A 26047-nucleotide genomic window follows, 5' to 3' on the forward strand; every position below is an offset into this window, starting at 1 on the left:
CGGTGAGCCCGGCCGGTCCGGCCTCCTGTCCGGACGGGGCCGCATCGTTCCACGATCATGCTGCCACATCCGGTTGCGGACGGCCGCGATCGGGATGACGCGCCGGCCGGAACGCGCCGACGGCCGGAGTGTCAGGGGGCGCGGACGGTGAAGCAGTCCTGCCCCTTGGCCTTCAGGATCTCGCAGGCCGCCGCCGCCGCCCCGGACCCGAAGCCGGTGACCTGGGCCTTGTGGACACCGTCCGCCGACACGACCAGCGGCCTGGAGCCGGCGGCCAGCCGGCCGAGTTCGTCCGCCGCCGCGGTGGCGGTCCGCCGGGCGGCGGCATTGGTGGAGAAGGCGCCGACCTGGATGCTCCAGCCACGCCGTCCGCCGGCGGCATGCCCCACCGGACCGGCGCCGGCCGGGGCGGTGCTGACCGTGGTGGCCATCACCTCCCCGTCCTCGCCGCCGTCGTCCCGGCCATCGTCGTTCCGGCTGTCGTCCGCAACCGCCCGGTCCATATGGGACGAGGAGCCGACCGACGCGACGAGCGCATCGGGAACCCGCGGGGCCGGAGCGCGCGGCGCGCTGCGGAAGCCGGAATCGAGCAGGGCCGCCACCCGGGCGTCGCGCAGAGCCGCACTCTGCCCGCCGAGCACGACGGCGATCAGGCGGCGCCCGTCCCGCACCGCCGAGGCCGCGAGGTTGAAGCCCGAGGCGGCGATGTAGCCGGTCTTCAGCCCGTCCATGCCGGGATAGCGCGCCATCAGCCGGTTGTGGCCGTAGACGCGGTGGCCCTGCCAGTCGAAGCTGCGCCGGCTGAAATAGGCGTAGTGGCGCGCCGGCCGGTCGACCAGCGCCTTGGCGAGGATCGCCATGTCGCGGGCCGTGGTGCGCTGCGCGGCGTTCGGCAGGCCCGAGGCGTTGCGGAACACGGTGCGGCGCATGCCGAGCGCCTTGGCCCGCCGGGTCATGCGCTCGGCGAAGGCCGATTCCGATCCGCCGATCGCCTCCGCCAGGACGACGGCGGCGTCGTTGGCCGATTTGGTGACGAGGGCCAGGATGGCGTCCTCCACCCGGATGGTGCTGCCGACGCCGAGCCCGAGCTTCGAGGGCGCCATGCCGGCGGCGTGGCGGGAGACCGGAAGCCTCTGGTCCAGCCGCAGCCGCCCCTGGTCCAGCGCCTCGAAGGTGAGGAGCAGGGTCATCATCTTGGTCAGCGACGCGGGATAGGTCAGCGTGTCGGCATTGCGGGCGCTGATGACTGCCCCGCTGCGCGCGTCCATCAGGATCTCGGCGGCGAGCGGACGCGTGGACGCGGACCGGCGCCCCTTCTTCGCCAGGGCGGCGGAATCCGGGATGCAGGCGATGGCGACGACCAGGACGAGGATCGCCAGGCTTCGCACACGCAACATGACCGCTCCTCCAGAGGGATGGCGCCAGAGGGAATGCACAGCAACGTTGCATAGTAAAGTTACGGCAAGGTTTCAGTCACCGTTTTCCGACATGCCCTGTCGGATGACACCGCCCGGCGGTGCCGTTCCGGCTCCCGTCCCGCGATCCACCGACGGATGGTCGGATACAAGCCCGAAAGAAGGATTGCAAATCCCGGAATCGGCCGCGCCGATACCGATAGTCATAGGCGAAGTTCATGCGACGGCTCTGTACGGTACCAACAAAGGCAAGGACTGCGGTGCAGCGGAACCGCCCGGCATGAAGACCGTTGTTGAGGGTCGGCTGTGCTGTTTTTCCTTCCATTCCCCCATTTCCAACCGCCGCCTGAGGTATCTTCCCCGCCTCTTGCGTCGAACGATCATCGGAGCGCGCATGGAATACGCAGACAAGAGCGAGGTGCTTCCCATCGAGGGATCGCCGCCCCCGTCCGGCCGTACCCGGCGTCCCAGCGACTTCATCTGCTTCTCGCATCTGCGATGGGGCTTCGTGCATCAGCGTCCGCAACATTTGATGGAACGCTTCGCCCGGGAGTTCCGCCTGTTCTATGTCGAGGAACCCGTCGAGGCCGACATCGACGAGCCGGGGATGGTGGTCTATGACGGGTCGGCGGGCATCAGGCTGCTGGTGCCGCAGCTCCCGCGCGGGATGAGCGGCCGGGAGGCGGAGGTGGCGCAGCGCCGGGTGCTGGAGCGCAAATTCGCCGAACTGGGCATCCGCAACCCCGTGCTGTGGTACTACAATCCGATGGCGCCGCAGTTCGCCGACCATCTGGCGGCGGCGGCGGTGGTCTACGACTGCATGGACGAGCTGTCGGCCTTCCGCGGCGCCCCGCCCGAGCTGGTGGAGCGCGAGCGCGGGCTTCTGCAGCGCGCGGACGTCGTCTTCACCGGCGGCTACAGCCTCTACGAGGCGAAGCGCGACCGCCACCCGAACGTCCATCCCTTCCCCAGCAGCGTCGACGTCAAGCACTTCGCCGCGGCGCGCGACGGCCGCGAGCCGGCCGACCAGGCGGATCTGCCTCGGCCGCGTCTCGGCTTCTACGGCGTGATCGACGAGAGGCTGGACCTGGAACTGCTGGACGCCGCCGCGCGTCTGCGGCCGGACTGGCAGTTCGTCATCCTGGGGCCGGTGGTGAAGATCGACCCCGCCGCCCTGCCGCAGGCGCCGAACATCAGCTATCCCGGCATGCGCGGCTATGGCGAGCTGCCCGCCTATCTCGCCGGCTGGGACGTGGCGCTGATGCCCTTCGCGCTCAACGAGTCCACCCGCTTCATCAGCCCGACCAAGACGCCGGAGTATCTGGCGGCGGGCTGCCCGGTCGTCTCCACCCCGATCACCGACGTGGTGCGGACCTACGGCGACAGCGGGCTGGTGTGGATCGCCGACACGCCGGAGGCCTTCGTCGCCGCCTGCGAAGAGGCCCTGAAGGTCGACCGCCATGCGCCGGACTGGCTCGGCGCCATCGACCGCGTCCTGGGCGACATGTCCTGGGACACCACCTGGGGCCGCATGAAGACCCTGGTCGACAGCGCCTGCTGAACGGGACCGCCCGCAATACTCCGGTCCGCGGCGGCCGGCCGGTGGGGACGACCCCCGCCTGCCGGCGCCATGACCACGCGCCCGTTCCGCGCAAGGCGGACAGCAAGGGGAGCCGATGCCTGACATCGAAATCTGGGGCGGTCTCGAATGCACGGTCGCGCGCATCCGGGACGCCTACGTCGACCAGACCTTGCTGAACGGGCATGAGCATCGGCCGGAGGATCTGGACCGCTTCGCCTCGCTGGGGATCACGCGGCTGCGCTATCCGGTGCTGTGGGAGCGGGTGGCGCCGGACGGGTTCGACCGCGCCGACTGGCGCTGGACGGACGAGCGGCTGACCCGCCTGCGCGATCTCGGCATCAAGCCGATCGTCACGCTGGTCCACCATGGCAGCGGCCCGCGCAACACCAGCCTGCTGGACCCGGACTTCGCCACCGGCGTCGGCCGCTTCGCCGGAATGGTGGCCGGGCGCTACCCCTGGGTCGACGCCTACACGCCGGTGAACGAACCGCTGACCACCGCGCGGTTCAGCGGGCTCTACGGCCTGTGGTACCCGCATCTGCGGGACGAGGCGGCCTTCCTGCGCATGCTGGTGACCGAGACGCGGGCGACGCGGTTGGCCATGGCGGCGATCCGCCGGGTCAACCCGGACGCCCTGCTGATCCAGACCGAGGATCTGGCGAAGATCCACGCGACCCCGCCGCTGGCCGCCGCCGCGGAGATGCAGAACCAGCGACGCTGGCTGAGCCTGGACCTGCTGACCGGGCGCGTCACGCCGGACCATCCGTTCTGGCCGCGGTTGCGCGATGCCGGGCTGGCCGAGGAGATCGCCGGCTTCGTCGCGGATCCCTGCCCGCCGGACATCATCGGCTTCAACCACTACCTGTCGAGCGAACGCTGCCTCGACCACCGGGTCCACCGCTACCGCGGTCTCGGCCGGTCGCGCGACGGCAGCAACGGCCACATCGACGTCGAGGCCGTCTCGCTGATGGCGGAAGGGCCGACCGGCCCCGGCGGGCTGCTGCGAGAGGCCTGGGAGCGCTACCGCCTGCCGATGGCGGTGACGGAGGTGCACAACGGCTCGACCCGCGAGGACCAGCTCCGCTGGCTGTACGAGGTCTGGCAGGACGCCCGGTCGCTCGCCGCGGAGGGGGTGGATTTGCGGGCCGTCACGGTGTGGTCGCTGCTGGGCAGCTACGACTGGGACCAGTTGCTGACGCGCTGCGTCGGCTATTACGAGGCCGGGCCGTTCGACGTGCGGGCGCCGGTGCCGCGCGAGACGGCGCTGGCCCGCATGGTCCGCCGGATGGCGGACGGCGGTGCGGTCGATCATCCGGTGCTGGACGGCCCCGGACGCTGGCACCGTGCCGACCGGTTCCGCTGGCGCCCGGTGCGCTGCCGCCCGGACGTGCCGGACCGCCCCATCCCCTCCTGGCACCGCAGGCCGGAGGACGCGCGGCGGCTGCTGATCGTCGGCGCGACGGGAACGCTGGGCCGCGCCTTCGCCCGGGTCGCGGCCCGGCGCGGCCTCGCCCACCATCCGGCGGGCCGCGGCGAGGTGGACATCGCCGACCCGGCCTCGGTACAGGCGGCGCTGCTCCGCCACCGGCCCTGGGCGGTGATCAACGCCGCCGGCTTCGTCCGGGTGGACGAGGCGGAGGCGGACGGCCGGCGCTGCCGGCGCGAGAACGCCGAGGGGCCGGCCGTGCTGGCCGCCGCCTGCGCCGCGGCGGGCATCCCGCTGGTCGGCTTCTCCTCCGACCTCGTGTTCGACGGGACGAAGCGGGCGTCCTATGTGGAGGAAGACGCGGTTTGTCCGCTGAACGTCTATGGCGAGACGAAGGTCGCGGCCGAGCGGGCCATCGCGGCGACGGAGCGCGGGCTGGTCGTCCGCACCGGCGCCTTCTTCGGTCCCTGGGACGATCACAACTTCATCACCACCGCGCTCCGCCGGATGGAGCAGGGTCTGCCCGTCGCCGCGGCGGAGGACGTCACCGTCTCCCCCACCTATGTGCCCGATCTGGTCAACACGGTGCTGGAGCTGCTGATCGACGGCGAGCGGGGGATCTGGCACCTCGCCAGCGCCGGGGCCGTCACCTGGGCCGAACTGGCGCGGGAGGCGGCGCGGCGGGCCGGGCTGGATGCCGGGCTGGTCCGCGCGCTGCCGGGGGAGGAGCTGGGCTGGGCGGCGCGGCGGCCGCGCTACAGCGTGCTGGGCAGCGGGCGCGCGTCGCTGATGCCGCCGCTCGACGACGCGCTGGGCGCCTTCTTCCACGCATGGCGGGAGGAACGGCGGCGGAGCGCCGCGCCGGCCTCCGCCGTGCTGCCGCCGCCGGGACCGGAGACCCGCTCGGCCCCGACGCCGTCGGTGTCGCCGGCCTGCGACGCGGCGGAGTGACTTTCCCCGGACATATCTTGCGTGGGCTTGGCCATACACCGGCCGTTAACCATAATTCGCAATGATGCCCCGGCAAGAAAAACGCCGGAAAAACAAGGTGCGTCATGCGGATCGCTCTCCTGATCTTCGTCCTTCTGGCCGGGCTCGGCATTGCCGCGGGCAACCTGCTGCAGGGCCGGGAGCCGGCCGGCCCCTCGACCCTGACGCTCACGCGGTCGTCCGACATGCTATGACGGGGAGCCGGCGGCGCCCGGCTCCTCCGGCTTGCGGTCGACCAGCCGGCCGAAGGGGAAGGTCGTCGCCAGACGCAGCCCGCCCACCGAGGACAGGCTGCGCATGCTGCGCCTGACCTCCAGCGCGAAGAGCTGGACCACCCGGCGCTCGCTGACCTCCTCCTCCTCGCGGACCAGCGTCAGGGCATGCAGCGCGTAGAGCCCGACCGCGAAGGAGAAGGCGAAGAAGAACTCCCACCGGCGCAGCCGCATGGCGAGCGCCTCGGCCTCCACCCCCGGGGCCGCCCAGTGGATGACCACCGACAGCTCCCGCGCGCCGAACCAGTCGGCGAAAAGGCCGCTGACGATCGGCGCGATGCCGGCGGCCAGCGAGCCGAACAGGCTGACCGAGGCGAGATAGGCCGTCCCCTGCCCCTCCGGCGCCAGCTTCAGGCCGATGTTGCCGGTGGCGAGCCCGATGCCGCCGGTGGCGGCCCCCATCACGGCATGGATCAGCGCCAGCAGGGGCAGCGTCAGCATGTGGCGCTCCGGCAGGGCGGTGAAGGGCAGCGCCAGGACGCAGCCGAGGAAGACCGGGGCCGCCAGCGCCAGGATCGCCTTGTTCGACAGCCGGTCCGACAGCCGCCCCCACTGCCGCAGCGTGATCGCGTTCGCCGTCTGGCTGATCGCCCAGAGGATCACCACCACCCCCAGGTCGAATTCGAGCTGGAGCAGCAGATAGGTGGTGAGGAACGGGGCGGACAGGTTCACCGCGAAGTTCCAGCTCGTCATGAAGATGATGAGCCGGCGGAAGTTGGTGTCGTGCAGCGGCACCCGCAGCATCGGCAGGAAGGGCTGGCGCTCGTAGCTGCCGCGCATCACCGGCTCCGGCACCCGGGTCAGCCAGTAGGAGCTGACGAAGCCGGCGAGACCGGCGACGGCGAAGACCAGGGAATAGCTGTAGATCTTCTCGCCGAAGGGCCAATGGTCCACCAGCAGCCCGCCGGCGAGCCCGGTCACCAGCGCCAGCGTCGTCGCCCAGAACAGGCGGCGGGCGAAGAACTGGCCCAGCCCCTCCCTGGGCAGCAGGTCGTGCATCCAGGAGTTCCAGGAACAGGCGCTGACGGCGCCCAGCACCGCGACCGCCATCTGCCCGAGGATCAGCAGCCCCAGCGCGGTCGGGCGGTCCTCCAGGAAGGGCAGCAGCGCGCAGGCCAGGATGACGATGCGGGCGAGCGTGATGGCGATGACGGAGATCTTGCGCCTCTGCCGCACCCGCTGCACGAGCCCGATCGCCGGGATCTGCGCGAGCTGGCCGAAGAAGGGGATGGCGGCCAGCGCCCCGATGGCGAGCGGCCCGGCGTCCAGCGCCAGGGCGAAGCCCACCAGGATGATCCCGCCGGACAGGGCGCCGACGACATTCGCCCAGGCTCCGTCATAGACGAGGGCGCGCTTGCCCTGCTCGACGTCGGACGGGGTGACCAGGGGGTCGGGAGCGAGCGACTTCATGTGCGGGAACGCCGGCTGTTGCGTGGCGTAAGCACTTCGATCCGCGGCGGCGGGAAGTCCACTCCTCAACCTGAGTATGCCGTTCGCGCCGGAGCCTACTCCGCGGCGACCGCCAGCGCCGGCACCGGGCAGGGCACCGCATCCTCAGCGCCCGCCGCAGCCCCGCCGGCCGCCGCTTCGTCGTCCGGCGGACCATAGGCGTCGAGTTCGGCGAAGAAGGCCTTGATGGCGGGGATCGTCTCCATCCACTGCCTCTGCAGCTCGATCCCGGCGCCGACGCAGTTCATCAGGTAGGTCGACCAGCTCAGCGAGGCGAGGAAGTAGCCGAGCGAATAGACCCCGCTGTCGACATACCAGGCGCCGACCCCCCAACTGCACAGGTTGGTCACGTTGACGATCAGGCCACGGCCGAAGTTGAAGGCGAGGAAGCGCCGCCCGGTGAGGGCGCCGAAGCCGGCGAAGGCGGCGTAGCGCTCGTCATAGTCGGCGACCGCCTGCCGCTCCTTGCTCTCGACGATCAGGCCGAGCAGGTTGCGGAAGACATGGGTGTGGACCCGCTGCCGCTCGTAGTCGAGTTCCTGCAGCCGGGTATAGAGCGGGCGCAGGACCTTGTTCAGGTAGACGGTCGCCAGGATGTCGAGCGTGCCGCCGACGATGGCGATCAGCCCGATCAGCGGGTACCACCAGAGCAGAAGCCCGAGCGTGACCAGACCCGGCAGGATCACCGGAATGGCGACGCGGACGACGGCATTGACGAACTGCATCAGCACCAGTTCGCCCCGCTCGATCACCGCCTGCTGCATGGCGGTGTCCCGCCCCTCGGGCGACAGGCGGGGACGCAGGACCCGGTGCAGGACGCTGACGCCGAGATGGCGGGGGCCGTCATACTGGAAGCGGGCGAGGTCCACGCGGCCGGTCAGGTAGGGAAGGACGTTGCCGTGGCAGACCCAGAAGAGGAAGGCGGTGGCGGTCATCGCGTAGATGGCGTCGAGCGTCTGGCGCTGCGCCATGGCGTCGATGACCCGGCCGCCGAACAGGGGCACCAGAAGGTCGCCCGCCTTCTGCAGCATCATCAGAAGCGCGATCAGGGCGAGCTGACGCCAGAAGGGGCGGAACAGGCTCATCACTCGGCGGACGGTGGTCAGCATGACGGTCCCTGCAATGGCTGCGCATGTCTCTTGCCCGCCAGACTGGCTACCGACCCTTAAGTGAATGTGAAGTTGGGGAAAAGTCCCAGAAATACCCCACCTGTCGGATTAGACCTTCTATCCTTTATTGCGGAACATCGGGCCAGGAACTTTCTCCGCTGCGGAAATAGACTTATCACGCGGCGCACTTCTCATCCGACTGCTGCCGGGTCCACCGACGGTCGCGTCTCCCGCCGCGTCAGACAGCCGATACCGCCTCCGGCACGCAGACCTCCGCCGCGTCGTGCGGCACGGGTCCGCGGGCGGCGAGGAAGCGGTGCAGGGCATGCTCGACGGAGGGCAGCCCCGCCCCGCGGGCGGAGGCGAGGACGCTGTAGGCCGGCCGCCGGGCGACCCAGCCGAGATCGGCGGCAGGCACGCCGAGCACCCGGTCGGGGTTCAGCCCGGCGCCGCGCACCGCGGCACGGGCGAATTCGGCCCAGGTGACGGCGCCGCCGTTGGCGAGGTGCCAGATCCCGCGCTCCCCGTCGATCAGCAGGTCGAGCGCGACGTTGACGAGGTCCGGCAGGTAGGTCGGCGAGACGGTGACGTCGCAGGCCGCCGAGAAGAAGCGGCCGCCGGCGACGGTACGGATGGCGCGGGCGGCGGGGCTGCGGTCGTCCCACGGGCCGAACAGGGCGCCGCTGCGGACCATCAGCGCGGCCGGACAGCGGTCGAGAACCGCCAGTTCGGCCTCCCGCTTGCTGCGCCCGTAGCCGTTGAGCGGGCGGGCGTCGTCCTGCTCCCGATAGGGCGTCCGCTTCTCCCCGTCGAACACCAGATGGGTGGAGAAGCCCAGCAGGGGCAGGCCCGCCGCGGCACAGGCACCGGCAAGGATGCTCGCGGCGCGGACGTTGTCGCGCTGCGCCCGGGCGGGACACAGTTCGGCCTCGTCGACGCGGGCCAGTCCGGCAGCGTTGACCACGGCCCAGGGGCGCATGCGCTCCAGCACCTCCGCCACGGCGCCGGCATCGGTCAGGTCCAGCTCGGCCCGCGTCAGCCGCACATGGGGCAGACCGCGCACCATGCACAGCCGCGCCACGGCCTCGGCCAGGGTGCCGCCGCCCCCGGCGATCAGCAGGCGGCGCGGCGCGGCATCCGGCGGGGTCCAGCCATTGCGGGTGATGACGTAGGGGGAACTGCGCACGGGCGCCCAGTGGAAACGGTCCTCGCGCCGCCACCAGCCCGGCCCGTCGAAGACCGGATGGTCCGCATCGCCCGTCCGCGCCAGATCGCGCAGCAGCCCGGCCAGCGCGGTCGGGCGGATCCGCGGCCCGCGCACGTCGAACACGCCGGACTCGTAGAACCCGTCGCGGCGGGTCATCAGGCTGTTCCAGTCATAGCTGCCGAGAAGCGCCCAGGCCGTCACCGCCCGGACATCCACCCCCCGTTCCCGCAGACGCCGCGCGCCGTCCCAGGCTTCCTTGACCCAGCGGAGCTGCTCCTCCCGGCTGGAGCCGTTGTGGACCTCGGTGGCGGCGACGGGCAGGCGGTAGCGGGTCCAGGCCTCCTCCATCAGCGTCTCCAACCCGTCGACCCCCTCGGCCAGGACGCGGACGGCCTCCAGGTCGACGTGGCGCTCGCCGCCCTCCGCCGTCGGCCGAACGCCGGGATACCGGCGCACCCGCTCGTCGAGGAAGCGTTCGCTGGTCAGGTAATGGTCGATGCCCAGGATGTCCGGCGGGCAGGGATCGGCGGCCAGCTCGTCCAGATCGCGCTCCAGACCGGCCTCGGCCAGCCAGGAGCGCAGCGGATGGTCGCGGCCGACGCGGCCGGCCAGCAGATCGAAGGTCAGCCAGCGCCGCTGGTTCTCGTGCTCCGCCTGCCGGGCCATGTGCGGCGTGCCGTGGACCTTGCCCGGATCCTCCGTCTGCACCAGCTTCGCCGCCGGGTTCACGGCGCGGATCGCCGCCATCGCCAGCCGGGTCGCCTGGATCTGGTTGACCAGGATGCGGCGGAAGACGCCCTGGTCGCGGGCATGCGGATGCCAGAATCCGTAGAGGGCGCAGAAACGCGCCGTCGTCAGCGGCTCGTTGATCGGGGTGTAAAGCTCCAGCCAGGGATAGCGGCGGGCGACCGCGGCGGCATAGGCGGCGAATTTCGCCGGAAAGTCCGGCCGCGTCAGATCCGTGCCGCGCGGCCCGTTGCCGTGATGCAGCAGCGTCGCGATCGGCTTGACCCCAAGATCGCGCAGCCGCCCCAGCCGTTCGTCCGTCCAGCGCCAGTCGGCGTCGCGCAGACCGCGCGGCGCCACCCGTTCCCACAGCACCGGATAGCGGATCGCCCTGATCCCCAGCTCCGCGAAGGCGTCGAGGTCTCCCGGCCGGTCCTGGTGGCCGCTGAGCCGCGTCTGGTCGACGCCGCCGCCGCGCAGCCGGACGACCGAGCATTCCACACCACCCCACAGTTCCAGGGGCGGGCGCTCGGGCGTTGCCGGATGAGTCGGGACCGGCGTGGCGGCGACCGGCATGGCGGCGACCGGCGTGGTGTCTGCGCGTGACGGCAAGGCCCGTCCTCCTGAACCGTTTCGGCGGGGCCGTAGGTGGCACCCCGTCCGGTCTGGCGCGGACTTGGTTAGCAGGAGATTAAGAAGACCTCGCTGGTCACAGCAGCCCAACTTTGTCACACCTCAAGTTCTTTCCCGTTTTTGTCACACCACCCGGAAGTCCCGTAGGAGCGGGCTTTTTGCCGGCACCCCTTTTTAGCGGGCTGTACGGAGTAATCCGGGTTATCTTTTGTTAACCATGACGATCAAACCTCCGCTCACCTTTTCGGGGTCCTCCGCATCGAGGGCCGCGGCGCAACCGAAGACATGCGGAGCGAAGCCTTGCAGCGCACCACCCTCTCTCTCGACGGCGATTGGGATTTCCAGTTTTTCGGCGACGAGGATGTCGCCCTCCAGGACGTGACCGAGTGGCGGACCGCGACCGTGCCCGGCCCGTGGCAGGCGCAGTTCGAGGATCTGCGCGACCGCCAGGGCCGCGCCTGGTACCGCCGCAGCATCGAGCTTCCCATGGACTGGGCCGGCGCGCCGGTCTTCCTGCGGTTCGGCGCGGTGAACTATCACGCCCGCGTCCTGGTCAACGGCATCGAAGTGGCGGCCCATGAGGGCGGCTACCTGCCGTTCGAAGCGTCGGTCGGCCGTTTCCTGCGCCCCGGCCGCAACGAGATCGCGGTCGCCGTCACCGCCCCGACCGACGATCCCGACGCCTATCCCGAGTTCCCCTTCGCCGAGACGCCCTTCGGCAAGCAGAGCTGGTACGGCCCGCTGTCGGGCATCTGGCAGTCGGTGACGATGGAACGCCGCGCCGCCGACCATGTCACGGGGCTGCGGGTGGTCGGCGAGCTGGCCGACGGGTCGGTGAGGATCGCCGTCCAGCTCGCGCAGCCGCTGCGCCGCGACCATGACATCGACCTGGAGATCAGCGGGCCGGACGGCGTCTGCGCCTCGCTGGCGGCGGTCGCCGCGGCCGGCCAGGACCGGGTGACGGCCGAGATGGTGGTTCCCCAGGTGCAGGCCTGGTCGCCCGAGAGCCCGACGCTCTACCGCCTGACCGCCATCCTGCGCCAGGACGGCGAGAGCGTGGACAGCCGGACCGAGAGCTTCGGTTTCCGCACCGTCGAGACGCGGGACGGCCGCATCTGCCTGAACGGCCGGCCGATCCTGCTGCGTTCGGCGCTCGACCAGGATTACTATCCGGACGGCATCTGCACCGTTCCGTCGATGGAGTTCCTGGAAGACCAGTTCCGCAAGGCCAAGGAGCTGGGGCTGAATTGCCTGCGCTGCCACATCAAGGTGCCGGACCCGCGCTATTACGAGGCGGCGGACCGCATCGGGCTGCTGATCTGGACCGAGCTGCCCAACGCCGGCCGCCTGACCGAGCAGTCCGCCCGCCGCCTGCGCGCCACGCTGCAGGGGATCGTCGAGCGCGACGGCAACCATCCGTCCATCATTTGCTGGACGATCATCAACGAGAACTGGGGCACCGACCTCGTCCACAACGCCGAGCACCGCGCCTGGGTCAACAAGACCTACGGCTGGCTGAAGGCGTTCGACCCCACCCGGCTGGTGGTGGACAACTCGCCGCTGTGGCCGAGCTTCCACGTCCAGTCGGACATCGAGGACTATCACTTCTACGCCGCCATTCCCGACCATCGCGGCTCGTGGGACGGCTTCGTCGAGCGCATGGCCAACCGGCGCGAGGCGACCTACACCCACCACGGCGACGCGAAGCGGACCGGGCAGGAGCCGGTGATGTGCTCCGAATTCGGCAACTGGGGCCTGCCCGACCCGAAGACGCTGCGCGGCGCCGACGGCAAGGAGCCCTGGTGGTTCGAGACCGGCCATGACTGGGGCGAAGGCGTCATGTACCCGCACGGGATCGAGACGCGCTTCACCGCCTACGGCCTGGACCGCGTGTTCGGCAGCCTGGAGCGCTTCGTCGAGGCGGCCCAGTGGCAGCAGTTCCGCGCCCTGAAGTACCAGATCGAGGCGATGCGCCGGCAGCCGGCGCTCGCGGGCTACGTCATCACCGAATTCACCGACTGCCACTGGGAATCGAACGGGCTGCTGGACATGCGCCGCAACCCGCGCGCCTTCCACGGCGTGTTCCACACCATCAACGCCGACACGGTCATCGTGCCGCAGTGGGACCGCGTCGCCTACTGGGAGGGTGAGGAGATCCGCGTCGGCCTCGCCGCCGCCCAGGGCAACGGCGAGACGGTGACGGGCACCGAGCTGCGCTGGACCGTCGACGCCGGCGCGGTCGGCGGGTCGGAAGCGATGGACCTGGAGCCGGGCGTGAGCCACGGCCGCGAGGCGGTCTTCCCCGCCCCGACGGTCGAGCGGCCGGAACTCCACCGGCTGGAGCTGGAGATCGCCACGCCGGACGGCGTGCTCGCCACCAACCATGTCGAGCTGGCGATCCATCCCCGCCGCACCGGCCCGTCCGCCGGCCCGGCGACGGTGTGGACGCCGGAGGCCGAGCTGGCCGACCGCTTCGCCGCTCTCGGCTACGGCATCGCCGCCGACGCCGCCGGCGCGGACGTGGTGGTCGCCCGCCGGCTGGACGAGGAACGGTGCGCGGAGGTGCGTGCCGGGGCGCGGCTGGTGCTGCTGGCCGACGAGCCGCAGGACCTGCAGCCGGTCTTCCCGCACTTCCAGAACGTCCGCGTGGTGTCGCGCCACGGCTCGATGTGGCTGGGCGCCTGGGCGTCCTCCTTCTCCTGGGTCAAGCGGTCGGGCCCCTTCGCCCGCCTGCCGGGCGGTCCGCTGATCGACCACAGCTTCGACCGGGTGATCCCCGACCACGTCATCGCCAACTGCACCACCTGGGACTTCCAGGCGCGGGTGCATGCGGGGATGGTCGTGGGCTGGGTGCACAAGCCGGCGGCGCTGATCGTGGAGCGCAACTGCGGCCATGGCCGCATGGTCGCCACCACCTTCCGCCTGCTGCGCGACGCGCCGGGCGCCGACCCGACCGCCACCGCCCTGCTGGACGGGCTGGTCGAGCTGGCGCTGAAGGGCCGTGACGGCGTGCGCGAGGAGCGGGTGCGGGAGACCGCGGAGTAACCCTCTCCGCCTCATGACGCGAAACGCGGCGGGGCGCTCCGGGGCGCTCCGCCGCGTCTCTTTTGCGGTGCGGCGTTACTCCGCCGCGCGCAGGCCGCGGTCCAGCGCCTCGTCCATCGAGAAGCCCTCCGCCTGCAGGCGCCACAGGGCATCGAAGGTGCCGCCGCGCCGACGCAGCTCGGCCGGGTGGCCGTCCTCGACGATGCGGCCGTCGATCAGGACGACGATGCGGTCGAAGCCCGACAGGGTCGACAGCCGGTGCGCCACCGCCAGCACGGTGCGGCCGTGCATCAGGTCCTTCAGCGCGCGCTGGATCTCGATCTCGCTCTCGGTGTCGAGGGCGGAGGTCGCCTCGTCCAGGATCAGGATGGGCGCGTCCTTCAGGAAGGCGCGGGCGATGCCGATGCGCTGGCGCTGGCCGCCCGACAGCTTCACCCCGCGCTCGCCGACCAGCGTGTCGTAGCCCTGCGGCAGCTCGCGGATGAAATCGTCGCAGTAGGCGGCACGGGCGGCGGCGCGCACCTCCTCGTCGGTGGCGTCGGGGCGGCCGTAGCGGATATTCTCCAGGATCGAGCGGTGGAACAGCGAGATCTCCTGCGGGACGGTGGCGATGGCCGACCGCAGGCTCTCCTGGTCGATCGCGGAGATGCACTGGCCGTCGACCAGGACGCGGCCCTCCTGCACGTCGTCCAGGCGCTGCAGCAGGCTGACCAGGGTCGATTTGCCGGCGCCGGACGGGCCGACGATGCCGATGCGCTGGCCGGCCGGAATGTGCAGCGACAGGGTGCGGAAGACCTGCCGGCCGTCGGCGTAGGCGAAGCCGACGCCCTCGAAGTCGATCGCCCCGCCGAGCCCGATCAGCGACTGCGCGCCCGGCCGGTCGGCCACCGCATGGGGCTGGCCGATCACCCGCAGCGTCTCGGCGATCTGGCCGAAATGCTGGGTTGTGCCGACCAGCGCGAAGGCGAGGTCGCGGGAGCCGTGCAGGATGCGGAAGGTCAGCGCGCTGACCATCACCACGTCGCCCGGGCTGATCCGGCCGGACACCCACAGCGAGACCGCCCAGACCAGCATGCCGCCGGCCATCACCCACAGGCAGAGGTCGTGGACGACGCGGGTCTTCTCCAGATAGAGCCAGCTCCGCCGCTGGGCCGCGGCTTCCGACGCGAACTTGGCGGCCAGCCGGTCGCGCTCGCGCCGGCGGGCGGAGAAGGCCTGCACCGCCCAGACGTTCGACACCACGTCCACCAGCTCGCCCGCCACGTAGGAGGCCTTGTCGGCATAGCTGCGGTGGAGCGGCCGGCCGCGCACGCCGATCAGCGCGATGGCGCTGGCGACCACCGTCACGAAGACCACCAGCGCCGCCGCCATCCGCCAGTCCACCGTCGTCAGCACCAGCACGGCGCCGATGAAGTCGGTGATCGGCGGCAGGATGTTCCAGGTGAAGGTGCTGATGAGCGCGCCGGACGCCCCGGCCGTCGCGGTGATGCGGTTGCCGAGCGAGCCGGAGAAATGCTCGGAGAAGTACCGCATGGAATGGCCCGTCAGGTGCTGGAACAGGTCGAGCCTGATGTCCACGCCGACGCCGACCACCGTCCGGCACCCCAGCCAGCCGCCCAGCCGCCACAGCAGGTTCTCCACCCCGATCAGCACGACGAAGAGGGTCAGCGGCCCCCAGACGATCGCGGCGTCGCGCTCCGGCGCCGCCATGGCGTCGACCAGCAGCTTCATGCCGTACTGGACGGCGACGGCGCAGGCGGCGGCCCCGATGACCAGGGCCAGCAGCCCGCCGAAATGCCCCGGCCAGCGCCGGACATAGCGCAGGAAGAAGGGAATCGGACGCTGCGGAAACGGCGCGTCGGATGTCCGATGCTCGCAAGCCATGGCGAAGATGCCTCGTTGGATTGGTCAGGCGACGCGCGCCGCCCGCTGGCCGAACTCCCGGTCGAGACGCCGGTCGAACAGCCGCTGCCAGCGGTCGAGCGTGTCGGCCAGCGGCCGGTGGACGGGGCGGCCGCCGGTCTCGGGAAAGCCGAGCAGCCCCACGGGGCAGTGCCGGTCGTTGGTCCATCCGGGGTAGTCGAGGATCGGGTAGAGGCAGATGCCCTCGACCGGGATGCCGGCCTCCATGGCCGCCAGCACCTCGCCCGCCACATAGTCGAGCCAGGGGGAGCGGGCGTCGCCCTCCGCCCCCGTCTCGGCCACCAGGATGGGCCGCCGGAAGCGCTGCCACACGTCGGCGAGGATGTCGCGGAACGGCCTGTAGCGCGGGTCCTCCCGCCCGATCGTGCCGCCGCCGAGGAACCACTGGTTGTCGGAGTAGTAGTTGACCCCGATGACGTCCAGCAGCTCCGGGCGGCCGCCGAGGCCGGGCCACAGCTCGCCGGCCGTCATGTCCCAGCCCTGGTACTGGGCGCGGGTGTAGGCCGCCGCCTCCGTCGCGTCGTCCGGGCGGTCGGGATGGGCGGCCACGTTGATGACCGGGTCGACATGCACGAAGCGGGCGCGCGGGTCGACCGCCCGCACCGCCCCGATTCCGGCGATCGCTGCACGGACGAGCTGGTGCTTCAGCTCGAAGCCGCGGCCGGTGGCGCAGGGGTTCATCATCCCGCGGTCGCCGCCGGCCCAGGACCAGTAGGCGATCTCGTTGACCGGGCAGAAGACCGGCACATCGTCCGTCTCCTCGCGCAGCAGCCGCGTCACGGCGGCGGCGAAGCGGGCGAAGCGGTCGACGAACTGCGGGCGCCAGATGTCGATGTCGTCCGGGTGGCCATAGTGGCAGAGGTCCCAGACGACCTGCACCCCCGCCTCCCGCGCCGCGTGGACCATGGGAAGCAGGCTCGACCAGTCATAGCGGCCGGGGCTGGTCTCGATCAGGTGCCAGCGCACGCCGTCGCGCACGCTGCCGATCCCGTGGCGCAGCATCGCCCGATAGTCCTGCGCCGCGGCGCGGCCGTGTCCGGTCGCCTCGATCAGGTCGAGGCGCCGGCCGTCGTCGCGCCGGTGGGTGGAGCATTCGAAGCCGCCCAGGAAAAAGCTCTGGAACAACGTCGGCGTATGCATCCGTCTTCCTTCCGGTCGTTGGTGCGGATGATGTCCGTCGGGTTCGTCTGTCGGGGGATCGTCTGTCGGGAAAGGGCCGCCGGCTATTCGGCGGCATCCACCCGCTTCTTCAGGGGCGTGCCCTGCATGAGGCCGGAGAATGCCTTCGCCGCTTCGGTCAGCGACCGGCCGCCGGTCTCGGCATGCAGGATGCGGTCGAAGAGCTTCAACGCCTGCGCCACCACCTGGTCCATGTTGTAGTAGCGGTAGGTCGCCAGCCGGCCGACGAAGTGGACGTTCGGCGTGGCGTCGGCCAGCGCCTGGTACTTGCGGTAGAGCTCCGCATTCTCGGGCTTGGGCACGGGATAGTAGGGGTCGCCCTCGGCGGAGGGGAACTCGTAGGTCAGGCTGGTCCGGGGATGCTGCTGGCCGGTCAGGTGCTTGTATTCGGTGATGCGCGTATAGGGCACATCCTCCGCCGGGTAGTTGACCACGGCCACCGGCTGGAACCGCTCCTGGTCGACCATCTCGTGACGGAACTTCAGGGACCGGTAGGGCAGCTTGCCGTAGCGGTAGTCGAAATACTCGTCCACCGGTCCGGTGAAGATCAGGTTGTCGTAGCGGACCTCGCGCTGGACCTCGCGGTAGTCGGTGTTCAGCATGATCTTGATGTTGGGATGGTCCAGCATGTTCTCGAACATGCGCGTGTAGCCGTGCAGCGGCATGTTCTGGAAGCTGTCGCCGAAATAGCGGTCGTCGTCGTTGGTCCGCGTCGGCACGCGCGACGTCACCGCCTTGTCGAGCTGCGACGGATCGAGGCCCCACTGCTTGCGGGTGTAGCCGCGGAAGAACTTCTCGTAGAGTTCCCGCCCGACCGCCCCGACCACCACATCCTCCGACGTGCGGATATCGGCCACCGGCTCGGCCCGCCCGGCGAGGAAGGCGGCGACGCCGGCCTCGTCCAGCTCCAGGCCATAAAGGGTATTCACCGTCCTGCGGTTGATCGGGATGGGGACGAGCTGCTGGTCGACATGGGCGAGCACCTTGTGCTCGTACGGGCGCCATCTGGTGAAGCGCGAAAGATACTCCGCGACCTGGGTCGAGTTGGTGTGGAAGATGTGCGGCCCGTAGCGGTGGATCAGCACCCCGTGGTCGTCGTAATGGTCGTAGGCGTTGCCGCCGATATGCGGGCGGCGGTCGATCAGGAGAACCCGCTTGCCCAGGCCCCGGGCCAGCCGCTCGGCCAGCACGCTGCCGGCGAATCCGGCCCCGACGATCAGGTAGTCGAAGCCGGCGCGCCCGCTCAGCGCGACGCCGTTGCGGACCCCGTGGAGGGGGGTGACCGCGGGCCCGCCCGCAGCACCGGTCATCACGTCACGCATTCGATCGGTCCTTTCATTCGGCCCCAGGTCGAACCCCAGGACTGGTCGTGGCAGTCGATTGCCGCCGCGGCCCGTCCAGGGGACGAGGACCACGCCGGCAGTGATCAGGTCGGGAAGCTCCGCCTTACAGAATCAGGGCGGTATTCGCATGGACCTCCTTGACGAAATCTCTCGCACGACCAGCTATCATCATGCGTTCGGAGTACTTCATGCGCCACATCCCCACGATCCGATGACTTTCGAAAAATCAGATCATCCAGGCCTTGCCCGTCGTTCTGTGATTTGACGAACAAACCATCACGGCATTCTATTCCGAGGTCGGGGAACAGCGAAAATCCCCTCGGGTTCCCGTACTGTGCTGCCGAGATTTCGCTTCAAATCGATTGAGATACCAGCGGAGACGTCATTGGGAATGGGACAGCGAATCAGCCATTTTCATAGAGTTTGCAGACACTAAGACCCCCGGCCTCCAGCGCGTCGGTTTGACTGGAGAATTGCTTTGCGCTGCGGGCCCGAAGCGGCTTCTATTCTTCTGGCATATCACCAAGTCGGTAGCGGATCGCGCCGGCCGGCCGCGACAAAAATGGGATCGCGCCGGTTCCGGCGCTTTCGCCCTCCCACCTTTCGCGGAATCGACCGCCACGGCCGGCGATGGGAAGATCAGGCACGGGCAGCCGCGGTTTCCGGCCCCCCGCCCCGGCCATCAGGACAGGACGCAGAATGCCGACCAATCCCGCCGCGCCGCGGCTGCCCGGCGTCGTCACCATCGCCGCCGGCCCCTTCACGCTCGACGTCGCGCCGCAGGTCGGCGGATCGATCGCCCGCTTCGCCGGCCTGTGGGACGGCCGACCGATCGACTGGCTGCGTCCCGCCAGCGCGGAGGCGATCGCCGACCGAAACCCGCTGGGCATGGCGAGCTTCCCGCTGATCCCCTACTGCAACCGGATCCGCGACGGGCATTTCACCTTCGACGGCGTCGAGGTGACCCTGCCGCAGAACTATGCCGCCTCGCGCCATGCCATCCACGGCGATGCCTGGCGGCGGCCCTGGACGGTGGCAAGCCACGGGGACTCCACCCTCTCCCTCGCCTTCGAGCATGAGCCGGCGGCCTGGCCCTTCGCCTATTCGGCGGCACAGGTCTTCGAGCTGAGCGAGGCGGGATTGCAGGTGACGCTGGCGGTGACCAACCGCGGCGACCGGCCAATGCCGCTCGGCCTCGGCCATCACCCCTACTGGCCGCGCACACCGGAAACGACGATCACCGCCACGGTCGACGCGATCTGGTCCGCCGACGAGGAGGTGATGCCGACCGCGCTGGAGCGGAGCTGGGTGTGCGAGCGGCTCGCCACCGGCCTGAGGGTGAGCGACGCCGATCTCGACAACAACTTCACGGGCTGGGACCGCACCGCCACCGTCCGCTGGCCGGAGCGGAACGCCGCCATGCGCATGGTCGCGGACGCGCCGCTGGATTTCATGGTCGCCTATACGCCGTCCGCCTACGACTTCTTCTGCCTGGAGCCGGTCAGCAACTGCACGGACTGGCCGAACCTGACCCATCTCGGCCGGGAGAAGGTCGGCGGCATGGTGCTGGCCCCCGGGGAGAGCACGCAGGCGGCCTTCCGGCTGGAGCCCTGCCGGCCGTGAACGAGAAAGGCCGCCCCGAAGGACGGCCTTTCCATCGTCAGATCAGTTCGCTCAAGCCGCGAGCCGCTGTTCCAGCCGGGCGAGAAGCGCCGGCTCGATGGCGACCTGCAGGTGGGCGAGGCGATCGTCGTCGCGGCGGCCCTGCACCTCGCCGTTGGCGTAGAGCCAGGCGAGCGTCGCGCCGTCGGACAGCTCGATGTCCATCTCCACCAGCTTGCGCCCGGCGGTCATCCGGCGGTCGAGCAGGGCCGCCAGGGTGTCCAGCCCCTCCCCCGTCGTGGCGGAGACGGCGCACAGGCTGCCGGACCGCTCCGCCCGGGCGAGCACGGCCTCGCGGCCCTGCGCGTCCAGCAGGTCGATCTTGTTGGCGACCTCGACCACCCGCGGGTCCTGCTGCGGATCGATGCCGAGATCCCGCAGCACGCCATCCACATCCGCCTTCTGGGCTTCGCTGTCGGGATGGGCGATGTCGCGGACATGCAGGATGATGTCCGCCGACTGCACCTCCTCCAGCGTCGCGCGGAAGGCGGCGACCAGATGGGTCGGCAGGTCCGAGATGAAGCCCACCGTGTCGGACAGGATCACCTTGCGGCCGGTCGGCAGCCCGATGGCGCGCATGGTGGGATCGAGCGTCGCGAACAGCAGGTCCTTGGCGAAGACGTCCGCCCCGGCCATCCGGTTGAACAGGGTGGACTTGCCGGCGTTGGTATAGCCGACCAGCACCACCACGGGGTACGGCACCTTGGCGCGCGCCTTGCGGTGCAGGCCGCGGGTCCGCCGCACCTCGTCCAGTTCCCTCTTCAGCTTGTCGATGCGGCCGGCGATCAGACGCCGGTCGATCTCGAGCTGCGATTCACCGGGACCACCGATGAAGCCGAAGCCGCCGCGCTGCCGTTCCAGGTGGGTCCAGGAGCGGACGAGGCGGGACTTCTGATAGCTGAGCGCCGCCAGCTCGACCTGGAGCTGGCCTTCGTGGGTGCGGGCACGGGCGCCGAAGATCTCCAGGATCAGGCCGGTGCGGTCGATCACCTTGGCACCGAAGGCCTTTTCCAGGTTGCGCTGCTGGACCGGCGACAGGGCGTGGTCGACGATGACGAGGTCGATGTCCTCGTCCCGCCCGCGCGCCTCTTCCATCAGGCGGCCGGCCTGCTCGACGGCGCCGCCGCCCAGCAGGGTTGCCGGCTGCGGCCGGCTGACCTTGACGACCGCCGCGTGGACGACCTCCAGATCGATGGCGCGGGCGAGACCGACCGCCTCCTCGAGGCTGGCCTCGGGGCTGCGGGGGCTGTCCTGCTCCCTGCTTCGCAGGACGGGGTGGAGGACGAGCGCGCGTCCGCTGCCGGTGCGCGCAAGGCCGGACCGGCCGGCTTGAAGATTGGTGTGATGTCCCATACCGGTTCTTTCCCATGGCAGGCTCCCGGACCCGGGAAGGCTGCGGGTTGCGACGATCCGGCATTCGACGCCGCCGGAGGAGCGTGCACGCCCGCCGGTACGGCAGGACGCTGCGGATGGGGGTCCTCCCCGGCCGCGGGGCGGCGCCAGACCGTCGGGAGGGGACGGCAAGGCGGCCAGCCCCGGAGCAAGGCCGGGGAGGATCGGAGAGGCCCGCCGAAAAAAGCGGACCGATGGGGATCGTCTGGTGATGACGGCGTCAGGCGAACCGGACCGGCGCCGGCCTTTCGGCGGCGGACGGCGGCAAAGCCTGCACGGCAGCAGACCAAGGGTCTCTGCAGACCCGAGGTTTCCGGGCGAGGCCGGCAAGAGAGCCGGACCCCGAAGTCCGAACGCGGTCCCGAGCTTTTGGGAGGCGGCGTCGGTTCTGCTTAGTTCATTGAAGCACCAGCTTTTGATACGGGCGCCGGACGTCCGGCGACCGGCCATAGATGGGAAGGCCGGGGCGGCGGTCAAGCGGCCCGAGCGGAAAAATCGTCACCCCGTTCCGGACGGGATCGCGCCCCCCGGCCGGCGGTGGCTTCACCGGACGGGGTGCCCAAACAGCATGTGCGATAGCAAAACGGTTATCAAGCTTAACGATTTATGAATTTGACAGTTATGGCGAACAAACAGATTCTTCCTCCCGTGTCCGGCGACAAGACGCGGGTGCCGTGACGCAGTCGGGAGACCCGCCCAAGCAAATCGCCGAGGCGGGGACTGCCGCGCTCAAGTTGCCCGATGCAAAAGCGGGCGACGCCTCAACAGGGCAATGCCGAACAACCGGGAGGAAGGGACGGATGAAATCCCCAGTATTCGCGATCGCCGGGCTGGCGATCGGCCTGTTCGCCGCGATGGCCCCGACCGGGCAGACGGCGCTGGCCCAGGACAAGGGCACAGTCGGCATCGCCATGCCGACCAAATCCTCGGCCCGCTGGATCGCCGACGGCAGCAACATGGCCAAGTACTTCCAGGAAAAGGGGTACAAGACCGACCTGCAATATGCCGAGGACGACATCCCCAACCAGCTCGCCCAGATCGAGAACATGGTCACCAAGAACGTGAAGGTTCTGGTGATCGCCGCGATCGACGGGACGACGCTGACCGAGGTGCTGCAGAACGCGGCGGACCGCGGCATCAAGGTGCTGGCCTACGACCGGCTGATCCGCAATTCCTCCAACGTCGACTACTACGCGACCTTCGACAATTTCCGGGTCGGCGTCCTGCAGGGCGGCTACATCGAGCAGGCGCTGGGCCTGAAGGAGGGCAAGGGCCCCTTCACCATCGAGCTGTTCGGCGGCTCGCCCGACGACAACAACGCCTACTTCTTCTACAACGGCGCGATGTCCGTCCTGAAGCCCTACATCGACAGCGGCAAGCTGAAGGTGGCCAGCGGCCAGATGGGCATGGACAAGGTCTCCACCCTGCGCTGGGACGGCGCCACCGCCCAGGCGCGCATGGACAATCTGCTGAGCGCCTATTACGGCAACCGCCGGCTGGACGCGGTGCTGTCGCCCTATGACGGGATCAGCATCGGCATCATCTCCTCGCTGAAGGGCGTGGGATACGGCACGCCGCAGCAGCCGATGCCGGTGGTGACCGGCCAGGACGCCGAGATCCCCTCGATGAAGTCGATCCTGGCGGGCGAGCAGCGCTCCACCGTCTTCAAGGACACGCGCGAGCTGGCGAAGGTGACGGTGCAGATGGTCGAGGCGCTGATGAGCGGCGGCGCCCCGCCGGTCAACGACACCAAGACCTATGACAACGGCAAGAAGGTCGTGCCGTCCTACCTGCTGAAGCCGGTCAGCGTCGACGCGTCGAACTGGAAACAGGTCCTGGTCGACAGCGGTTACTACAAGGAAAGCGAGATCCGCTGATCCGAGCCGCGCGAAACCGGCCGCCCTCCGGGGCGGCCGGGGCGACCCGTTTCGCAACCAGGATGGCCGGATGGACACGATCCTCGAAATGCGCGGAATCACCAAGACGTTCCCGGGCGTCAAGGCGCTCGACAACGTCAACCTGTCGGTCCGCGAAGGCGAAATCCACGCCCTGATCGGCGAGAACGGCGCGGGCAAATCCACGCTGATGAAGGTGCTGAGCGGGGTCTATCCGCACGGCAGCTACGGCGGCGAGATCCGGTACCGCGGCCGGGAGATGGCGTTCCGCACCATCGCCGACAGCGAGCGGCAGGGCATCATCATCATCCACCAGGAACTGGCGCTGGTGCCGCTGCTGTCGATCACCGAGAACCTGTTCCTCGGCAACGAGCAGGCGCGGCGCGGCGTCATCGACTGGTCGGCGGCGACGCTGCGCGCCCGCGGGCTGCTGCGGACGGTCGGTCTGAACGAGCCGCCGGAAACGCTGATCACCGACCTGGGCGTCGGCAAGCAGCAGCTCGTCGAGATCGCCAAGGCGCTGGCGAAGGAGGTGAAGCTCCTGATCCTGGACGAGCCGACCGCCAGCCTGAACGAGAGCGACAGCGACGCCCTGCTGTCCCTGCTGCTGCAGTTCAAGCGGCGCGGCATCTCCTCCATCCTGATCTCGCACAAGCTGAACGAGATCGCCAAGGTGGCGGACCGGGTGACGATCCTGCGCGACGGCACGACGGTGGAGACGCTGGACTGCCATCACGGGCCGATCAGCCAGGACCGCATCATCCGCGGCATGGTGGGGCGCGAGCTGTCCGACCGCTATCCGCGCCGCGACCACCGTCCCGGCGACGTCCTGTTCGAGGTGAAGGACTGGAACGCCGACCACCCGGTCCATCCCGGACGGCGCGTCGTCAAGGACGTGAACCTGACCGTCCGCCGCGGCGAGGTGGTGGGCATCGCCGGGCTGATGGGCGCCGGCCGCACCGAATTCGCCATGAGCCTGTTCGGCCGCTCCTACGGCCAGAACATCCGCGGCCGGGCCTATCTCGACGGGCGGGAGATCGACGTCTCGACCATCAGCCGGGCGATGCGCAACGGGCTGGCCTATGCGACGGAGGACCGCAAGCATTACGGCCTCGTCCTCGACAACGACATCCGCCACAACGTCACGCTCGCCAACCTGAACGGCGTGGCGAAGGGCGGCGTCATCGACCATGAGCGGGAGATCCGCGTCGCGGAGGATTTCCGGCGCCGGCTGCGCATCCGCTGCTCCGGCATCTTCCAGCAGACGGTCAACCTGTCGGGCGGCAACCAGCAGAAGGTCGTGCTCAGCAAGTGGCTGTTCGCGGACCCGCAGGTGCTGATCCTGGACGAGCCGACCCGCGGCATCGACGTCGGCGCCAAGTACGAGATCTACACCATCGTCAACCAGCTCGTCGCCGAGGGGCGGGGGGTCATCCTGATCTCGTCCGAGATGCCGGAACTGCTGGGGGTGGCGGACCGGATCTACGTGATGAACGAGGGCGCGCTGGTCGCCGAGATGCCGGCCGCCGAGGCCAGCCAGGAGAAAATCATGCGGGCGATCATGTCGTCCGGGGAGACGCTGCAATGAGTGCCGAGATCAATCTTCCCGCCCCCGCCTCCCAGCAGTCGCCCGAAGGATCGCTGGGCCGGTTCGTGAAGAGCCACATGCGCGATTACGGCATGCTGCTGTCGCTGGTCGCCATCGTCCTGTTCTTCGAATACATGACCGGCGGCACGCTGCTGCAGCCGCTGAACCTGACCAACCTGGTCCTGCAGAACAGCTACATCGTCATCATGGCGCTGGGCATGCTGCTGGTGATCGTGGCGGGCCACATCGACCTGTCGGTCGGGTCGGTGGTGGGGTTCATCGGCGCGCTCGCCGCCATCCTGATGGTGCGCTACGGCCTGCACTTCATCCCGACGACGATCCTCTGCCTGCTGGTCGGCGCGGCCATCGGCGCGGCGCAGGGCTATTGGGTCGCCTATTTCCGCATCCCCTCCTTCATCGTCACGCTGGCCGGCATGCTGGTGTTCCGCGGCCTCAGCCTGACGCTGCTGGCCGGCCAGTCGGTCGGCCCCTTCCCGGTGGAGTTCCAGCGCCTCAGCTCCGGCTTCATCCCGGACCTGTTCGGGGTCCAGGGCGTCCACATGACGACGCTGCTGCTGTGCGGCGCGGTCGCGCTGGCGCTGGTGGGGCTGAACCTGGCGACCCGGCTGCGCCGCCAGCGCCTGGAGATCGAGCAGGAACCCCTGGTCCTGTTCGTCGGGAAGAACCTGGTGCTGGCCGGCGGCATGACCTACCTCGGCTACCTGATGGCATCCTACAAGGGGCTGCCGAACGTCCTGATCATCATGAGCCTGCTGATCGCGCTCTATGCGTTCGTCACCCGGGACACGACGATCGGGCGGCGCGTCTACGCCATGGGCGGCAACGAGAAGGCGGCCAAGCTGTCCGGCATCGATACCCGCCGGCTCAGCTTCTACACCTTCGTCAACATGGGCGTGCTGGCGGCGCTGGCCGGCCTGATCTTCGCCGCGCGCCTGAACACGGCGACGCCGAAAGCCGGCGTTTCCTTCGAACTGGATGTCATCGCCGCCTGTTTCATCGGCGGGGCGTCGGCGTCGGGCGGTGTCGGCAAGGTCACCGGCGCGGTGATCGGCGCCTTCATCATGGGCGTGATGAACAACGGCATGTCGATCCTCGGCATCGGCATCGACTGGCAGCAGGTCATCAAGGGCCTGGTGCTGCTCGCCGCGGTGTTCTTCGACGTCTACAACAAGAACAAGGGCTGAGGCGCC

General features: G+C 69.8%; 16 protein-coding genes. 8 read left to right on the forward strand and 8 right to left on the reverse strand.

The features are described from left to right. Positions 1 to 131 precede the first annotated feature (131 nt). Positions 132 to 1397: a D-alanyl-D-alanine carboxypeptidase family protein gene (locus DEW08_RS21910; RefSeq protein WP_109331349.1), complete on the reverse strand. Its 1266-nt coding sequence runs from the start codon at positions 1395 to 1397 to the stop codon at positions 132 to 134. Positions 1398 to 1809: 412 nt separating this feature from the next. Between DEW08_RS21910 and DEW08_RS21915 the strand changes: the two genes are divergently transcribed. The 3 genes from DEW08_RS21915 (at position 1810) to DEW08_RS33325 (ending at position 5607) form a co-directional block, all read left to right on the forward strand. Continuing rightward, positions 1810 to 2976, forward strand: a complete 1167-nt coding sequence (locus DEW08_RS21915) for a glycosyltransferase family 1 protein (RefSeq protein WP_109331350.1) — start codon at positions 1810 to 1812, stop codon at positions 2974 to 2976. Between the two features lie 115 nt (positions 2977 to 3091). After that, entirely contained in the window at positions 3092 to 5374 is a 2283-nt protein-coding gene (locus tag DEW08_RS21920; RefSeq protein ID WP_109331351.1) for a family 1 glycosylhydrolase, read from the forward strand. Positions 5375 to 5478: 104 nt separating this feature from the next. Beyond that, on the forward strand, positions 5479 to 5607 hold the full coding sequence (locus DEW08_RS33325; RefSeq protein ID WP_281262071.1) for a hypothetical protein: 129 nt from the start codon (positions 5479 to 5481) through the stop codon (positions 5605 to 5607). On the opposite strand, the gene DEW08_RS21925 is transcribed toward DEW08_RS33325, so the two are convergent. The 3 genes from DEW08_RS21925 to DEW08_RS21935 all read right to left on the reverse strand — a co-directional run bounded on the left by DEW08_RS21925 (position 5602) and on the right by DEW08_RS21935 (position 10788). Then, positions 5602 to 7095, reverse strand: a complete 1494-nt coding sequence (locus tag DEW08_RS21925; RefSeq protein ID WP_109331352.1) for an MFS transporter — start codon at positions 7093 to 7095, stop codon at positions 5602 to 5604. The genes DEW08_RS33325 and DEW08_RS21925 overlap by 6 nt on opposite strands. A gap of 95 nt (positions 7096 to 7190) precedes the next feature. After that, on the reverse strand, positions 7191 to 8243 hold the full coding sequence (locus DEW08_RS21930) for an ABC transporter ATP-binding protein (RefSeq protein ID WP_109331353.1): 1053 nt from the start codon (positions 8241 to 8243) through the stop codon (positions 7191 to 7193). A 238-nt stretch (positions 8244 to 8481) separates the two neighbouring features. Further along, entirely contained in the window at positions 8482 to 10788 is a 2307-nt protein-coding gene (locus DEW08_RS21935) for a family 1 glycosylhydrolase (protein WP_342760790.1), read from the reverse strand. 321 nt (positions 10789 to 11109) lie between these two features. Here DEW08_RS21935 and DEW08_RS33330 point away from each other — a divergent pair, with 321 nt between their 5' ends. Beyond that, positions 11110 to 13854: a glycoside hydrolase family 2 protein gene (locus DEW08_RS33330; protein ID WP_109332325.1), complete on the forward strand. Its 2745-nt coding sequence runs from the start codon at positions 11110 to 11112 to the stop codon at positions 13852 to 13854. Positions 13855 to 13929: 75 nt separating this feature from the next. On the opposite strand, the gene DEW08_RS21945 is transcribed toward DEW08_RS33330, so the two are convergent. The 3 genes from DEW08_RS21945 to glf form a co-directional block, all read right to left on the reverse strand. Beyond that, on the reverse strand, positions 13930 to 15738 hold the full coding sequence (locus DEW08_RS21945) for an ABC transporter ATP-binding protein (protein WP_109331354.1): 1809 nt from the start codon (positions 15736 to 15738) through the stop codon (positions 13930 to 13932). A 24-nt stretch (positions 15739 to 15762) separates the two neighbouring features. Further along, positions 15763 to 16917, reverse strand: a complete 1155-nt coding sequence (locus DEW08_RS21950) for a glycoside hydrolase family 1 protein (RefSeq protein WP_109331355.1) — start codon at positions 16915 to 16917, stop codon at positions 15763 to 15765. An 83-nt stretch (positions 16918 to 17000) separates the two neighbouring features. Next, entirely contained in the window at positions 17001 to 18278 is a 1278-nt protein-coding gene (gene glf / locus DEW08_RS21955) for a UDP-galactopyranose mutase (protein WP_245986870.1), read from the reverse strand. 720 nt (positions 18279 to 18998) lie between these two features. Between glf and DEW08_RS21960 the strand changes: the two genes are divergently transcribed. Continuing rightward, entirely contained in the window at positions 18999 to 19922 is a 924-nt protein-coding gene (locus DEW08_RS21960; RefSeq protein WP_109331356.1) for an aldose 1-epimerase, read from the forward strand. 51 nt (positions 19923 to 19973) lie between these two features. On the opposite strand, the gene hflX is transcribed toward DEW08_RS21960, so the two are convergent. After that, positions 19974 to 21314, reverse strand: coding sequence for a GTPase HflX (gene hflX, locus DEW08_RS21965; RefSeq protein WP_109331357.1), 1341 nt, complete (start codon positions 21312 to 21314; stop codon positions 19974 to 19976). Between the two features lie 839 nt (positions 21315 to 22153). On the opposite strand from hflX, the gene chvE reads away from it, so the two are divergent. The 3 genes from chvE (at position 22154) to mmsB (ending at position 26041) form a co-directional block, all read left to right on the forward strand. Then, positions 22154 to 23230: a multiple monosaccharide ABC transporter substrate-binding protein gene (gene chvE / locus DEW08_RS21970; RefSeq protein ID WP_109331358.1), complete on the forward strand. Its 1077-nt coding sequence runs from the start codon at positions 22154 to 22156 to the stop codon at positions 23228 to 23230. A 70-nt stretch (positions 23231 to 23300) separates the two neighbouring features. Beyond that, positions 23301 to 24836: a multiple monosaccharide ABC transporter ATP-binding protein gene (gene mmsA, locus DEW08_RS21975; protein WP_109331359.1), complete on the forward strand. Its 1536-nt coding sequence runs from the start codon at positions 23301 to 23303 to the stop codon at positions 24834 to 24836. Continuing rightward, positions 24833 to 26041, forward strand: coding sequence for a multiple monosaccharide ABC transporter permease (gene mmsB / locus DEW08_RS21980; protein ID WP_109331360.1), 1209 nt, complete (start codon positions 24833 to 24835; stop codon positions 26039 to 26041). Before mmsA ends, mmsB begins: the two co-directional genes overlap by 4 nt. Positions 26042 to 26047: the final 6 nt, after the last annotated feature.

This window comes from Azospirillum thermophilum (genome assembly GCF_003130795.1).
In the GTDB taxonomy this organism is placed as follows: domain Bacteria; phylum Pseudomonadota; class Alphaproteobacteria; order Azospirillales; family Azospirillaceae; genus Azospirillum; species Azospirillum thermophilum.